We start from the raw sequence: 15543 nt of genomic DNA, 5'->3' as shown, positions 1-15543 counted from the left end.
GAATTCCCATTTTTTGTGGTTTTTATACCTGTATAAATAACGCCGAAATAAACTTCATACCTCAAAGTATCTTTTGTGACCTCATTTAAATCAAATTTTCATACATTCTGTAATTGTATTGATCTAGGAAAGATATGGTTTCCGAAAATACTGTAATGATGTTCCGTTGAAAGTCCGAAGAGATATTAAAATTGTTGTTTTCCCACGATAAAGGATAAGTTCTTTGCTGACTTTTGCAAAGTCAAATCTTTCCAGGGATATATCAGTTCACTCTCTAAACTGTTTCTTTTAAACCGATAAGTTTCCAGTTTCCATCTATCAAAACAGACGAACCCAGCTAAAATTATCTGTATCGCTTTTCAAATAGAACACTTCGAGTTTGTTTCAATAATACCCCTAGTAAATACTCACTATTATCAGCGCAAGAGATAATGAGAAAAGCGTTAAAGGAAATGAATAGTTTCCTAATAAAGTATTTTTTAATAAATACTTTACTGATGATTTCATACATATTTAACAATTTTATATAATTACTTTTTTATATAAAATTTTATATATAATATAACTTAAAATAAGTAGTTCTATTTTTTATGATATGCACTTATCTGCCCTTTTTTTCTTTATATCACGTTCTATGCTTCTAATGCCTCTAGGAGAGTAAATAAATCAAAAGCCCAATGACGGACGCGAGCGTTTATTATCAAATCAGAAGGGTATAAAAAGACTTGCTTGCAGTTTATACATGCGTTTGCTAAAATATGAAAGTAAGTTTTATAAACTTCTCAGAGCAAAAGATGTAAATTAAGCTTAGAGCTGGATCTTATTCTATTGATTTGTAAATCAAGACTAAATTATTTCTAATAAAGGTAACCTTTCTTCCAACATAAGATCGGCGCAACTAAAGAAAAGATTTATTCCTTTAAATTATAGTTTATCATTATAGGACTTTTACCACTGCTGAAAAGACCGGTAGGTAAAAAGTACTCTAAAAGTACTCTCTTTACGATGTGGAGGCTAGCATACATGGCGATCCGCATGATAAGAAGAACGCACCAGCGCTCCGCTTTCTACATACAGAAATCCCATTTTTAGTCCGATACTTTCGTATTTTCTGAACTGCTTAGGGGTTATAAAGTCTTTTACGGTTAAGTGTTTTTGAGTAGGCTGAAGGTATTGTCCTATGGTAATGATGTCTACGCCTGCATTTTTAAGATCCTCCATGGTTTCAAACACTTCTGCTTCGCTTTCTCCAAGACCCAGCATAATACCGCTTTTAGTGCGCGCTTGATTGCTTTTTTTAAGATAGCTCAATACTTCCAGGCTACGATCATATTTCGCCTGAATACGCACCTCGCGGCTGAGTCGTCGGACGGTTTCCATATTATGAGAAATCACCTCGGGACGCACTTGAAGAATCCTGTCTAAAAAACGACTTTGCCCCTGAAAGTCCGGTATAAGGGTTTCTATAGTGGTTTCTGGGTTGATACGTCTGACTGTCTGAATGGTCTCTGCCCAAAATAAAGATCCCATATCTTTTAAGTCATCCCGATCCACCGAGGTAATAACGGCATGCTTGATCTTCATTAATTTAATTGAGCGTGCTACTTTTTCCGGTTCTTCCCAGTCTAGTTTTTTTGGTCGACCGGTTTTTACCGCACAAAATCCACAAGAGCGCGTACAAATATTACCCAAAATCATAAAAGTAGCCACGCCATTTCCCCAACACTCACCCATGTTAGGACAACTTCCACTTTGACAGATGGTGTGAAGATGGTATTTATCAACCAAACCGCGCAGATTGCGGTAATTTTTTCCTGTAGGTAATTTAACGCGAATCCAGCGAGGTTTTTTTATTACAGATTTTTCTACGACTTCTCTTTCGTCAGGGTAAATCAGACTGGATTTTATGGAATCACTCATAAATAGTCAAAGTATATGGTAAGGATCAAAAACATAAAGGTAGTAAGTTTAAAATTTGTTTTAAAAACTCATTGAATTGTCCACGAAATTTCATGCATTTTTTTCTTTGCTCTAAAAAGTCTCATAATAATATTATATACTTTGATTTTCAAGTTTTTATATAGTTATTTGCAAATGTATCCTTTTGTAAATCTTATCTCCGAGATCTGTTTATGCTCCAAGGTTTAAGTTGTTCTTGAAATCTTACTGAAATTCTTTAGTATACAAAAAAATTCGCTCTTTGCAGGTATTAGGCTCTAAAAGAAAATATTTTTATCACCTTACTTATTACTCCTTGCGTAAAGAATCCGACGCGCTGTTGCATGACCTAATGAGTAAATAACCGGTTTTGAAATTATCAACTTTCATTGAAAGATTTGAATTTTTCAAGATATTTTGAAAAAAATTTCAGCCGGAGTATCCCTGTCTTTCTACTGGTCGTGAATGTTTTTATATAAGTAATATGTAAATTTTATTTAAGAGATGTACTGTTTCTTGCAGCGACTTGATTTTCTGTAATTGCACAATTCACATTTTGCATCTTTTAGATTGGGCTTTCACTAGCTCAAGTACCTGCGAAGCGACCGTTTTTTTGACTCCATATCTTCAGGATGATTCCAAAAACGGATAGACCTAGTAAGGCTATGAAAATCAGCGCTAAAACCAGGTAAGATTTTATGATATATCTGATAAGATTACTCTCAAAAATAGGATAATATTTTGACGGCAGATTTAGTTTTTTATATTTTTAAACTTTTAAAATCTTATCCATGAGAGTTGGAGATATTTGTCAAGTCCTTGATTCTTGGGCCCCAAGAATCTATGCCGAAGATTTTGACAATGTAGGTCTGATTGTAGGTGATCCAAATTGGATAAGCAATAAAATTCTTGTTACTTTAGACACCACCGAAGAGGTAGTTAAAGAAGCTCTTGGGCTGGACTGTAAATTGATCGTAAGTTTTCATCCGGTAATTTTTAAAGACTTAAAACGGCTCACTCGAGCTCAGTCTTCGGAGCGTCTTATTATGATGGCTTTGAAACATGACATCGCTATTTATGTTATTCACACCAACTTGGATAATCATCCTCAGGGAACAAATCATCAGATTTTTCAGCGTTTAGGCTTGATCGATTTTAAGGTTCTTATTCCATATAAGGGAGCGCTCAAGAAACTTATTACTTATGTCCCGAAAGAGCATGCTGATCAGTTGCGAGAAGAACTATTCAAAGCAGGCGCAGGCAGTATTAGAAATTATGAGCGTTGTAGTTACAACATAAACAGTTTGGGAACTTTTATGGACAATGAACAATCTTCAACTGTTTATGGTAAGAAGGGAGGACTTCATCATCAAGAAGAAATTTCCATAAATGTGGTTTTTCCTGCTCATCTTGAATCAGTTCTTATTGAGGCTTTACTGGAAAATCACCCTTATGAGGAAATGCCTTATGAGATTTTTCAATTACACAACTCACACCACAACGATATTGGTCTAGGGGGGATAGGTCGTTTGTCCAAACCTATGTTTGAAGAAATATTTTTAAGTTTTGTTAAAGAACGCATGCAAACTCCTTGTATAAGGCATTCACCTTTATTAAACAGACCCATAGAGCGCGTCGCCGTATTGGGAGGATCTGGAAGTTTCGCTCTGTCTTCAGCCAAAAACAGAGGGGCAGATGCCTTTGTATCAGCAGATTTCAAGTATCATCAATTCTTTAAGGCTAATAACGAGATTCTTATTCTCGATATAGGACATTATGAGTCGGAGCAATTTACCAAAGACTTGCTCGTACGTGTTTTAAGGGAAAAATTACCTAAATTTGCCATCATTCAATCCAATACACGTACCAATCCGGTACATTATTTTTATTAAATCTGTATGGCTAGCAAACCACAAGAGGTCAGTGTAGAGGAAAAGCTCAGGGCTTTATACGACTTGCAACTCATAGATTCTCATATAGACGAGATAAAGCTGTTTATGGGTAATTTACCCCTGGAGGTGCAGGAACTTGACAATGAAGTGAATGATATACAAAATAAAAGTCAGCAATTACAACAAGAAATAGACGCCTCTCAAAGCGGCATGCAAGAAAAGAAAAATCTTATAAAGGATGCTGAGGTTCTTATTAAGAAGTATCGCGATCAGCAAGATAAGGTGCGTAATAATCGGGAATTTGAATCTCTTGACAAGGAAATTGAATATCAGGAACTTGAAATAGAATTAGCCAATAAAAGAGCTAAAGAATTTGAGCTTATCATCGCTCAAAAAAAAGATCTTTATGAGGAGTTCAACGTGCTTTGCAGTGAAAAAAAAGAATATCTTTATCAAAAGCGAAAAGAATTCGATCAGATGCTACAAAAGCACGAAGAGGAGCGAATAGATTTAATGGAAAAGGCAACTGTTTTTTCAAAAAATGTAGAATCTCGTTTACTACAGTTATACAAACGTATCCGCTCTAAAGCCAAAAATGGCCTTGCCATTGTACCGGTGGAAAGAGGGGCTTCGGGCGGGTCTTTCTTTACTATTCCTCCTCAAAAATGTATCGATATCGCTCAACGAAAAAAAGTGGTGATCGACGAACATAGCGGTCGTATACTTATTGATGCGGCCTTAGCTGAGGAGGAGCGTCAAAAAATTCTTCCGAAAATTCGGAAAATACTTATTGAGTCTTAATATTTATAAAGGTTATTAGTTGATTTTTTATTGCATTTAAATAAAAACTTCCACGGTGGAATTACCCTCATGGCGTTGTCTTATGTTTACGGTGTTCAGAGAGGAGGTCAATAAGATTTGCTGCTCGCATCTAGTATTTTTATACTCTTTCACTATTAAGTTTTTCCTCAAGTTATGACACCTGACTCTCATGTTATGTTTATAGCTAAATTTTAATGGTGATATCTAAAGAAATTCTATATACAAGCGTCTTACATATTGCTTTCATAAATGTGGAAATCTTAGGAGGTTCTTGCGATACCTATCGAGTTCCCTCAATGATATAGCTAATAACAGATTTTCCCGAGGCGTTTATAACTTGGTCTGATGCATTTATTATCTGTAAGTTTCCCAGGAACTTAAAGGGAGAGTGCTTTGAATTCTTCCGGAAATGGAGGTAGATGAGTCTTTAACACAACGTACTATGAGCAAATTTTGCTGTATTTCCATCGAGTACGGAATCAAAGCTGGATTTTCCCAGCTGGTCTTTGGATGATTTTTCTGAATCTTCTGTACGATCATTTTCTATACATTTTATAATGAGCTTCTTAAGATGACTATAAATGATCAGGTCCCAGCAAGAGTCAATAGAACTGGGATATCCGAAATGCATGCTTTTTATCCATAAGGACTGGCTGTACCATCATGGTAGCTGCTATATGTGTAGTGTGGGTTTTAGTGAGTAAGCAAATTTTTTCATCTTCTATTCAATTCGCTATGGGTGCTTTTTGGAGTCCACGTCTTTCATGACCCGAAATGTATACTTTCTACGTTAATCCTGATTTTGAAAAATCTTCAATTTCAAAGAAACAACTTTTACGCAGGTTACTTTCAGAATCGACTTTCCTCTTAACTATAGGAGATTCCAAATGATTTGTTCTCAAATAGTTGTTTGATATGTTTTGCCCATAAAGGCAATTAATCAGAATGGAAGGCCAAAAATTTATTTTGGCCTTCCATTCTGAAGTATAATTTTTAAAATTATAGTGTTTATAAATTTTGTTATTAAAAAATAATAAAATAAATATAGAGTATATACTTTAATTATATTATTGAACTTCTTATTGGGCAAAAAATTACACGCGAGAAACTCACTACGGCACTTAGAATTCCTCGCTCGAACTATGAAGACACCTTGAGTCTCGGGCCAATAGGTTCTTGTTGCTTGAGGATTACACGAGAAACTTGCTCATTTCAATCGCGAACGTATTCCTGAGCTCGTAATACACACCGAAGGCACTGGTTCTTATGGGAATTTCACCCTTACACATGATATCATTTTTTATACACGGGCTAAATTTTTCAGATATAGGTAAAAAAAATACCCCTTTTGATTCGTTTTTCTACCGTAGACGGGAAAAAAGAATCTGCTATAGAACGTGATCCACGTGGATCTTCCGGTAAATTCTATACCGAAGAGGGCAACTTGGATTTGGTTGGCAATAAATACACTGATATTTTTTATTAAGGATCCTAAAAATCCTGACACAAAAGCGTCATTCGCGTACTCATTGTAAAGACACCACTATAATGTGGTATTTTTTGGAGTCTTAACCCTGAAAGCTTTCATTTGAGCGCAGGGGAACTCTTTATAGTTATCGCCATATGAACCGGTTACGGATCGCACACTTATTCATTTCTGAATAAAGATGATGAGCGCTTTTACGTAAAGTTTCATTTCAAGACGCTTCAGGGTATAAAAATTTCACAGACAGTGAAGCTATGGAGATGAAAGGTAAAGATCCAGATCATGCCCAGAGCGGGATTTAGTGGAGGTCATCGACAGAGGAGATTTTCCGAAATGGGCTTTAAAAATGCAGATCATGACCCGAGAGCAGGTCAACAAATATCCCTCAATCCCTTTGACCTAAGTAAAGTGTGGAGTTATAAAGATTTTCCTCTGATCGATGTGGGGGCGAGGTGGAACTCAATAAGATTCCTACTAATTACTTTACGGAAGTTGAGTAAGCTGCTTTTGCGCCTGCACATGTGATAGACGGTATCGGATATTCTCCGGATAAAAAATAATGCTTTAAGGTTGTTTATTGTTTTATCCTGATGCACATAGCTATCGTTTAGGCGTCAATTATGAGCAACTTGCCGCTAATACGCTGTACTTTTTGGTATGAACGTATCAACGTGATGGCTTTATGCGTCTGGATGAAAATTTTGGAAGCGATCCCAACGCATTCAGGCCATTTCCCTGAGCCGAGGTTCACATTTTCTTTGTAAGATAGAAATACATCAAGCACTAGTTTTGTTTTGATCAAATACCAAAGATCCCGGAGCAGGCTCCCCATCGTGAACATTTTCCAGATTTTCCGCTTTATCCGGTATGGGTAATACCAGGGCGGATTGAATACTTTTCCCCTGAATGTTTTTTGTTTGAGTTTTAATATGCAAAACCCCATTAGAGTGTTTCGTCCCTATGTCCATCTGAGCCTGCAGGGTTCCTATGGTTATAAAAATAAAAATGAAAGTAATTGTAGCTTCATATGGTTTTAATTTTAAATGAACAATTAACACATATTACTATATATAATCAACAAAAAATAATATTATTATTTTAATGAACTATTTTTTATATATCTGGTGATTTTTCAACCTCACTATGACAATCTTTGATTTATGGTAAATTTGTAAGGTCAGATGCGATAAACTTATCTTGAAAGTTCAGGGAGTCATTTCTTCTTAGGAAGGATCTTTGAATCCGGTAAATCACTAAATTCATTTGCATGTTACAAAACGTAAGATGTAATATGTAAGACACAAATTGAAAACCTGAACCAAGGGGTTATAGCTAAACCTTATGCTTAATTTACTACTTTATGGAAAGTATAGAAAATAGTAAGTTATCGATCTTTCGTTATGCAGATTTATGTTTTTAGTATACTGTAAATGAATTAATTATAATTTATTATTATACTTCTGAAAAGTTATAATAATATAACTTTTCAGAAGTATAAAGATTTTATATATTTTTCCACTCTTTCATTTGATGATGAGATAAAGCTAAAATTTTCTCCTAGTGTAAAAAGCATCTTTTATGGAAGATTAATTATAAGGATGATGCCATATTGGTTACAGTGGCCATAAGCAGTCCACCGGCTGATGCTCCCATTTCGTAGAGATGTTCTGCAGAGGTGTATTGCATCTCGGTGAGATATTTTGCGTAGTCTATAAAATCATTAAAAGTATTTCGTTTTTTTTAATAGCTTTCCATCTTCATACCAAGACCTGCCTAAGTATTGTCCCCCGCGCACATGGGCAATGGCAAAAATAAAACCTCTATCGAGCAGACTTAAGCGCAGGCTGCTAAAACAGGGATCAATGGTATATCCATAAGAACCATACCCATAGAGCAACAAGGGAGTAGAAGCAGATCTTTCTGTATCTTTCCGATATACAAGCGAGACAGGGATGTTTTGACCATCCTGAGCCGGTGACCATATTCTTTCAGATACATAGTTTTTTTTGTCAAAATTGCCGTCCAGCACTTTTTGCTCTTTTTTGATCTCTCTATGATGGGTTTCCATATGGAAATCGATCACCGAATAAGGTGTGGTCAACGAACTGTAGTTATAGCGCAGAATAGTGGTATTGCTCTCAAGATTTGTTCCGATAAGTGGCCATATAGCTTTCTTCGCCAAAATCCACCTGGTAATTACTATCGCCATCCCATCTTTGGATATGAAATTCTACTCTACCTCTATGACGTTGTTGTACTGCCAGGTAATCTTTAAATAACTCAATATCTTCTACTAAATAATTTTCTCTGTGAGGAATCATGTCTATCCAGTATTTTTGATCATTTTGTTTTGGATAGGTTTTCATTACTTTAAAGTTCATTGCTCTATCTTTGTTGGTGACGATATAAAATTGATCATTTAAATGATCAACACGGTACTCAAGTTTTGGTTGACGCTTTTGAAAAATGCGCCATTTTTCTTCAGGTTGTTCCGACAAAAGAAATCGGTACTCATCTGATAGTGTACTTGCTGAATGGATAAACAAATAGCGTTTATCTTTTGATCTGGAAATCGACAGATTAAATCGTTCATCTCTTTTTCATGAAAAATCAGTTTATCCTCTCTGGAATCTTTTCCTAATAGATGTTTAAAAACTTTATAAGGGCGTAAAGCGCTGTCTTTTCGAATATAAAAAATAATATACCAACGAAGATGTTTATAATTATCTGCATATATTATTTAATATATGACGACTAACTATATTGTATTTTTGAAATAAATATATAGGTATAATACGATACCATTCGAGAAATGGTATATTTTTCTCCGTTATTTTTATTTCGTTTATTTTATGCTTTAAACATATAGATTTATATCATATAAAGATGTGTTTAAATCACCTCCATTTAATTTTCTTATCATTCATATGTGAAAATAGCTGTTTTTCAAAGTATTTATCCATCTAGAAAACCTTGAATACAAGATTATTTTTATACTATATACTATTAAATTGTAGTAATAAATCAGAAAAATTTTTTGATGAGAAATCGGATGCTGGAGTTTATGATAAACAGGCTTAGCCTGCTTTAAGTTTTGAGAGCCTCGTTCCTGAAAGTCCCCTTATAGTACTCAACTATTCTGAGGTAACTAGAGTACCTGTAAACAGAAAGTGCAAAAATTGAGCTCTTTACCAGGGGCTTTACGAGTTTTATAGCCATCTGATATACCATTGCTAATGGTTTCGATGTAACAGTAACGGTCACGTCCGATGATAAAAACACGTCTTACCATATATGATCCAACAAACGGAGACTTTCATTTCCAATGAAATTGTTTTTGAGGATCTTTTATTGCAGACGGTGCATATCTTTTTGAAAAGGTTAGAATTATTCTCTGAAAAACTTGAATACTATTCTGGATCAGAAATTCTTAGAAGATCAACGTAAAAATACTCGGTATATCTCTAAGTTCATGGCCTTTTCTTATAAGGATATCACGGCGATAATTTTGATAAAAAAACCGCTAACCCAAAAAACCTCCTCCTTGTATGATAGGATATCGTATCTTAAAAAGATCAATAATGCGGTTATTTATCGTGAGAGTTTGTCATCAGGAAATCACCCCAGACCCGATGAGCTCCTCATCTATATACCACGCAGCGAACTGTCCTTCGGTAATGGAGACCTGAGATTTTTCAAATATGGCATAGAGCCCATTTTCTACTTTATATAAGCAAGCTGACTGCAGGCTTTGCCTATAGCGTATACGACATTTTACTTTTAGTTTTTCTCCTTTGTTCAATTCCAGATCCTTACGCAACCAGTGAATATCGTTTTCTTTTACAAATAAGGCACCTTTATAAAGACCCGGATGATTTTTCCCCATTCCTACATAGACTATGTTCTGTTTAATATCTGTATCGATAACAAAAAGTCCTTCAGTATGACCTCCTATACCAAGTCCCTTACGTTGACCTTTGGTGAAATAATGCGCTCCTAAATGTTTCCCGATGACCTTTCCACAGGTTTTATTATAGATATAATTTCTCGCCAGAAAGGCATATTTTTCTTCATTTAATTCAGAAAAATTCTTTTGTTTGTCATAAATATCTGTATCCGGTGGGATTTCTATAATATCTCCAGTTTTAGGTTTGAGCTTTTGTTGTAAAAACTCTGGAAGTCGCACCTTGCCAATAAAACAGAGGCCTTGTGAATCTTTTTTCTTGGCTGTTACCAGAGCGGCTTTTTCGGCATATTTTCTTACTTCTTTTTTTTCAAGGTTTCCAAGCGGAAAAAGACTTTTGCTTAGTTGCAACTGATTGAGTTGACATAAAAAGTAGGATTGATCCTTTTGTTTATCTACACCGGACAATAAACGATAGAGGGCATGTTGATCTTTAGAAGATTTTTTACATCGGACATAGTGCCCTGTAGCGATAAAATCAGCTTTCAAGGAAAGCGCTTTTTTGAGAAACAAATCAAACTTGATCTCCCGGTTACATAGTATATCCGGATTAGGTGTTCGGCCGCTGGCGTATTCTTTAAACATATAATCCACGATGCGTTTTTTATACATCTTGCTCATATCAACAATCTGAAAAGGAATATTTAGTTGCTGGGCTACCAGCATGGCATCTATGCTATCTTCTATCCAAGAACATTGCTTGTCGATAATAATGCTCTCATCATTCCAATTGCGCATAAAAAGTCCAATCACCTCGTAACCTTGCTGTTTGAGCAGCATTGCCGCTACACTGGAATCTACACCTCCAGAGAGGCCTACTACTACTCTTGGCATGTCGTTTTTTCGCAAATGTAGTAAACTTTGTTTCCTAGAGATGGAACCAATTTTTAAGGGTTCGAAGGTTTGTTTTTTCCCCATGTCTAAGGATTCCAATGTGGTAGATTTTGGCCGATAGCGCGATCATTCCCCATATGGAAAGAACTAAAACTGTAAGAGAGCTGCCTATTTGCAATCCGCTCACACCGCTGTACAGACGTCCAAGCATTGTAATGGGTGAGGTAAAAGGAATCATAGAGCACCAAAAAACCATCGATGAATTGGGATTATCAAGCGCTGAAACACCTCCATAAAAACCGATGATCAAAATCATTGAACCGATAATAGAGTATTGTTGAGTATCACTTTCATTTTCCATAACTGCGCCTATAGCAGCAAAAAAAGAACTGAAAAGCAAATAACCCCCGATGAAATAAACACAGAACATTCCGAATAAAAATCCCAAATCAATACTTTGCAGAGATTGAATGAAAGTATGAATTTCCCCCAGAGGACCCCTGATTTCAGTAAATAAGCTTAGGGGACATAACTGAAAAACCAGTACAACTGCTAAAAAAATCAATAGCAATAAAATAAATTGCGTAAGCGCCACAAGAGCGGTTCCAATGATTTTTCCCATCATCAGTTGGAAAGGCCTTACCGAAGAAATGATGATCTCTACGATCCGGCTGTTCTTTTCTTCAAGAACGCTGCGCATGACACGTACGCCATATATGATGATAAACATCATCAGAATATACATCACACTGCCTATCAGCAGGCTTTTAGTTTCGTTTTGTTGTATCTGTTGTGCGCTATTTTTTAAAGAAATGGTTTTAAGTTGTACATGAGCCTCCGAAGCTTTTAATAAATCGCTGTCTATGCCATTTTTCTTAAGTTTTAGGTTCGCAATTTTCTGAGAAAGAATTTTCTCAAGTTCTTTGAGTAAATTTATTCTCGGAGATTTGTAACTATAAAGACTTATGGACCTTTCCAGATGACTTAAATCATCAACCTGTGGAATGATCAATAAAACATTAATATCTTTTTGCAAACGCCTTTTTACCTCGGATTTTTTTGAGGAGTCAAAGAAAGAAAAGGTAAAATTTTCCACACTTTTAAGTTCCGGAGAGATAAAATGACTTTCATCAATCACAGCTACATATTGCCTGTTACTAACCGAGTGGTTTATAAAAGTAATGGCAGTAGCCAAACCAATAAGCGCTAAAGGCGCCAAAAAGGTCATGATTACAAATGATTTTTGTCGAATTTGAGTTCGGTATTCTCTATTTATAATCAGAGCTGTCTTACGCATTTCGTGAATTTTTTATAGCCTGAAGAAATACTTCTTCTAAAGTAGGAACTACTTGCTGAAAAGTGCGAATGTTACCTATAGACATCAAAGATCTAAGAAGGTCTTCTGTACTGGTTTGTTTAGGTTTGTTTATCTTAAAACTGCAATTGTTTTTATGTTTTTTAACCTCCGATACAGAATGAGTTCTTAGAAATTCTTCCCAAAGAAATTGTTCACGCAATTCAATTTGTATGCCATAGCGATCTTCTTTGAAGTGATTTTTTATCGATACCGGTGTTCCCTCAAGAATCTTGTGCGCGCGATCTATAAAACTAATCTCATCGCAAAGCCCTTCGGCAGATTCCATGCGATGTGTAGAGAGAAGAATGCTATGACCTTTTTTTTTCAGCGTAAGGATCTCCTGACGGATGAGATTTACATTCAAAGGATCAAGACCACTGAAAGGTTCATCAAAAATGACCAACTCCGGCTCGTGTAAAACCGTAGCTATAAATTGGACTTTTTGGGCCATGCCCTTTGAGAGCGTATTGATTTTTTTATCACGCCAGGGCTCAAGATCAAGACATTCAAGCCATATGCCAAGCTTTTTCCGAACCTCTTGTTTATGCATTCCCTTGAGTTGCCCCAGATAAAGAAGTTGTTCTCCAACACACATATTTGTATAGAGGCCACGCTCCTCGGGCATATATCCTATTTGTTGGATATGTTTTTGCAAAAGCTTTTCTCCGTTAAAAAGAACATAGCCCTTATCCGGCTTATAAATCTGATTAATTATTCTTATAAGAGTAGTTTTTCCCGCTCCGTTAGGTCCTGTCAATCCATGAATATGACCTCTGAAAAGGTTTAAATCAAATGAATGCAGCACTCTTTTTTCACCATAACTTTTTTCCAGATGATGTATAGAAAGAAGATGCTGCATTATATGTTATATGTTTAAAACATTTCTCTTACCCGATCAAAAAAGGATTTGTCACTCTGCTTGGGATTGGGAATAAAATTCTCATCGTTTTTTATTTTTTCAAACATTTCCTTTTGCTCGCGGCTGATCTTCTTGGGCGTCCATAGATTGATATGAATCAGAAGGTCGCCACAGCCGTTTCCTTCAATATCAGGTATTCCTTTTCCTTTAAGACGTAATGTCTTTCCGGATTGTATTCCGGCTTCTATCGCGATGCGTGCTTTACCGCCTAAGGTAGGTACTTCTTTATTAGCTCCCAAAACCGCTTCGGGTAGGGAAATATAAAGATCATAATGCAAGTTAAGATTTTCACGTTTGAGCGTTTCATGTGGAATTTCTTCGATAAGCACGATAAGGTCTCCGTTGACGCCCTCGAAAGGCGCTTCGTTTCCTTTTCCTGATACTTTCAACTGAATACCTTCGGTAACTCCAGTAGGAATCTGAATGCTTACTAGCTCTTCTTCTTTAATCATCCCCTGATTGTTGGCGCCGGAAGGAATGTGATCCACAATTTTTCCTATGCCCTGACACTGTCCACAGGTGCTCATAGTTTGCATTCTTCCCAAAAAGGTATTGGTTACTTGAGCAATTTGTCCGTTCCCATTGCAATTAGTACAGGTTTTGAATTTGACGTCTTTAGCCATTTTCATGCGACGTACTTTCACTTTCTTTTCTATGCCTTTTGCGATTTCTTCCAAGGTAAGCTTTATACGAATGCGCAAATCACTTCCTTTTAATCGCCTTGATCTGTTATTACTTCCGAAGCCAAAACCAGAAAAAGTTCCTCCAAAAGCATCACCGAAGATATCTCCGAAATTGGCAAAGATATCTTCCATGTTCATTCCCCCGGCGCTTGCCGATGAAGCGCCTCCGAGTCCGGCGTGTCCGAACTGATCATAGCGCTGTTTTTTTTCAGGAGAGCTTAGTACTTCATAAGCTTCCGCAGCTTCTTTGAATTTTTCTTCCGCAACTTTATTATTTGGGTTTTTATCCGGATGGTAACGAATGGCGAGTTTTCTGTAAGCTTTTTTAATCTCATCTGCGGAGGCGTTTTTTAAAACGCCTAATACTTCATAATAATCTCTTTTTGCCATGAATATTCACTTATTTTGCAACGATTACTTTCGCATGCCGTATCACTTTATCACGCAAATTATAACCACTTTCTACGATTTCTACAACTTTTCCTTGTAGTTCTTTTGAAGGGGCGGGAATTTGAGTGATAGCATCGTGAATGTCGGTATTAAAATCGTCCCCCTTTTGCGTTTTAATCTCTTGAAGCCCTTGCTCTTTAAGAATTCGGAAAAACTTCTCCTGAATAAGCTCAATTCCTCGGATGAGATTCTCATCTTTGGATTTTTTGATCTCTGACATACCGCGCCCAAAATCATCCAGCACGGGAATCAAAGCGACCATAACTTCCCGATGGGCAGTTTTGAAAAGATCAAGTCTTTCTTTTTGAGTACGTTTTTTATAGTTTTCAAACTCGGCAAAAAGACGTAAAAATTTATCTTTTTCTTCTTCGATTTTTTTGTAGATTTCCTCCTGGGTTGATTTTTCTTTTGAAAGCTCAACCTTATTATTTACTTTCTTTTTAGAGGTTTTTTTTTCTTCGCTTTCTTCAATGGGTTGTGGATCCTGACGATCTGTATTCATCGTTCGCGTGGTTTTTAAATAGGACGGCAGCTTCTTTCTATCAAAAGCTTTGCCAAAAGTAGTTTTTTGTCATAATGTCACATTTTATAAGTTGACCTACTATATCTTATATCATCACTGTAAAAAGAATATTTTATGCGATGATACTTTTAAATACACTTCGTAAAGTGTGATAAATAAATTTTATTTTTAATAAATTAATGGTATATTATTAGCTTTAATTATAATATTAATAAATATATTTATAAAAGAAATGAATATTTTTTGTAATGTTAATAAAACAAATGTATTTACTGAATATATGATGGTTAGCTTATAATAATCGGTGTCTTCAGAAGGATTTTTTTGAAAATCGCTACCCACTCATTACCTTTGTGTAGATGTTATCTGAATTAAAAAATATGTATGAACAACCATGAGAGGCTGGCAAAATTGGAAGCAAAATTGTCTGCCCTTTTGGAAGCATATCAGACTCAGAAGCACGAAATTGGTCTTTTAAGGGAAAAAAGCAGAAAGTTAAAGCATGAATTCAAGGGACAGCTTGAGGAAAATATAAAACTCAAAGAGACAAATGAATTGCTTAAGACGGCGAATGCCATTTTAGGAAATCAAGAGTACAAGAAATTAATGAAGTCTAGAATTAGTCTTTTGATCAGAGAGATCGACAGATCCATAAATCAAATCAAGATGTAAAAA

The 15543-nt window shown here is 35.8% G+C and carries 14 protein-coding genes and 1 pseudogene; 4 read left to right on the top strand and 11 right to left on the bottom strand.

Annotation, left to right across the window (positions count from 1 at the left end):
• Positions 1–1014: 1014 nt before the first annotated feature.
• Positions 1015–1920 carry a lipoyl synthase gene (lipA, locus tag CS842_RS02005; RefSeq protein ID WP_103327243.1) on the bottom strand — a complete coding sequence of 302 codons (906 nt, stop codon included), beginning with the start codon at positions 1918–1920 and terminating at the stop codon, positions 1015–1017.
• 809 nt (positions 1921–2729) lie between these two features.
• Between lipA and CS842_RS02000 the strand changes: the two genes are divergently transcribed.
• Entirely contained in the window at positions 2730–3830 is a 1101-nt protein-coding gene (locus CS842_RS02000; protein ID WP_103327242.1) for a Nif3-like dinuclear metal center hexameric protein, read from the top strand.
• Positions 3831–3836: 6 nt separating this feature from the next.
• On the top strand, positions 3837–4631 hold the full coding sequence (locus CS842_RS01995) for a zinc ribbon domain-containing protein (RefSeq protein WP_103327241.1): 795 nt from the start codon (positions 3837–3839) through the stop codon (positions 4629–4631).
• A 375-nt stretch (positions 4632–5006) separates the two neighbouring features.
• On the opposite strand, the gene CS842_RS06485 is transcribed toward CS842_RS01995, so the two are convergent.
• Positions 5007–5192, bottom strand: a complete 186-nt coding sequence (locus CS842_RS06485; protein ID WP_146037428.1) for a hypothetical protein — start codon at positions 5190–5192, stop codon at positions 5007–5009.
• A gap of 541 nt (positions 5193–5733) precedes the next feature.
• Between CS842_RS06485 and CS842_RS01985 the strand changes: the two are divergent.
• Positions 5734–6862: pseudogene (locus tag CS842_RS01985) on the top strand (catalase); the annotation flags it as partial.
• Positions 6863–6914: 52 nt separating this feature from the next.
• Here CS842_RS01985 and CS842_RS01980 read toward each other — a convergent pair.
• The 9 genes from CS842_RS01980 to CS842_RS01940 all read right to left on the bottom strand — a co-directional run bounded on the left by CS842_RS01980 (position 6915) and on the right by CS842_RS01940 (position 14847).
• Entirely contained in the window at positions 6915–7196 is a 282-nt protein-coding gene (locus CS842_RS01980; RefSeq protein WP_103327239.1) for a hypothetical protein, read from the bottom strand.
• A 532-nt stretch (positions 7197–7728) separates the two neighbouring features.
• Positions 7729–7824 (bottom strand): hypothetical protein, encoded by a 96-nt coding sequence (locus tag CS842_RS07405; protein WP_265614200.1) that lies wholly within the window; start codon positions 7822–7824, stop codon positions 7729–7731.
• 34 nt (positions 7825–7858) lie between these two features.
• On the bottom strand, positions 7859–8320 hold the full coding sequence (locus CS842_RS01970) for a prolyl oligopeptidase family serine peptidase (RefSeq protein WP_195909830.1): 462 nt from the start codon (positions 8318–8320) through the stop codon (positions 7859–7861).
• Positions 8277–8684 carry a hypothetical protein gene (locus CS842_RS01965; protein ID WP_146037427.1) on the bottom strand — a complete coding sequence of 136 codons (408 nt, stop codon included), beginning with the start codon at positions 8682–8684 and terminating at the stop codon, positions 8277–8279. The genes CS842_RS01970 and CS842_RS01965 overlap by 44 nt, the downstream gene beginning before the upstream one ends.
• Before the next feature lie 1064 nt (positions 8685–9748).
• Positions 9749–10951 carry a tRNA 2-thiouridine(34) synthase MnmA gene (gene mnmA, locus CS842_RS01960; RefSeq protein WP_265614201.1) on the bottom strand — a complete coding sequence of 401 codons (1203 nt, stop codon included), beginning with the start codon at positions 10949–10951 and terminating at the stop codon, positions 9749–9751.
• Positions 10952–10970: 19 nt separating this feature from the next.
• The gene (locus CS842_RS01955; RefSeq protein ID WP_103327234.1) at positions 10971–12233 is read right to left on the bottom strand and encodes an ABC transporter permease; all 1263 of its coding nucleotides are present in this window, start codon (positions 12231–12233) and stop codon (positions 10971–10973) included.
• Positions 12226–13152, bottom strand: coding sequence for an ABC transporter ATP-binding protein (locus tag CS842_RS01950; RefSeq protein WP_103327233.1), 927 nt, complete (start codon positions 13150–13152; stop codon positions 12226–12228). The genes CS842_RS01955 and CS842_RS01950 overlap by 8 nt, the downstream gene beginning before the upstream one ends.
• A gap of 14 nt (positions 13153–13166) precedes the next feature.
• Positions 13167–14285, bottom strand: a complete 1119-nt coding sequence (gene dnaJ, locus CS842_RS01945; RefSeq protein WP_103327232.1) for a molecular chaperone DnaJ — start codon at positions 14283–14285, stop codon at positions 13167–13169.
• Positions 14286–14295: 10 nt separating this feature from the next.
• A complete protein-coding gene (locus tag CS842_RS01940; protein WP_103327231.1) occupies positions 14296–14847 on the bottom strand; it encodes a nucleotide exchange factor GrpE in 552 nt (183 codons plus the stop codon).
• Positions 14848–15252: 405 nt separating this feature from the next.
• On the opposite strand from CS842_RS01940, the gene CS842_RS01935 reads away from it, so the two are divergent.
• Entirely contained in the window at positions 15253–15540 is a 288-nt protein-coding gene (locus CS842_RS01935; protein WP_103327230.1) for a hypothetical protein, read from the top strand.
• Positions 15541–15543: the final 3 nt, after the last annotated feature.

The organism is Bacteroidetes bacterium endosymbiont of Geopemphigus sp., from assembly GCF_002904345.1.
Classification (GTDB): domain Bacteria; phylum Bacteroidota; class Bacteroidia; order Flavobacteriales; family Blattabacteriaceae; genus GSPS2-BC2016.
Note: the sequence above shows the minus strand (reverse complement) of the source record. Positions and strands in the feature narration are given on the sequence as shown.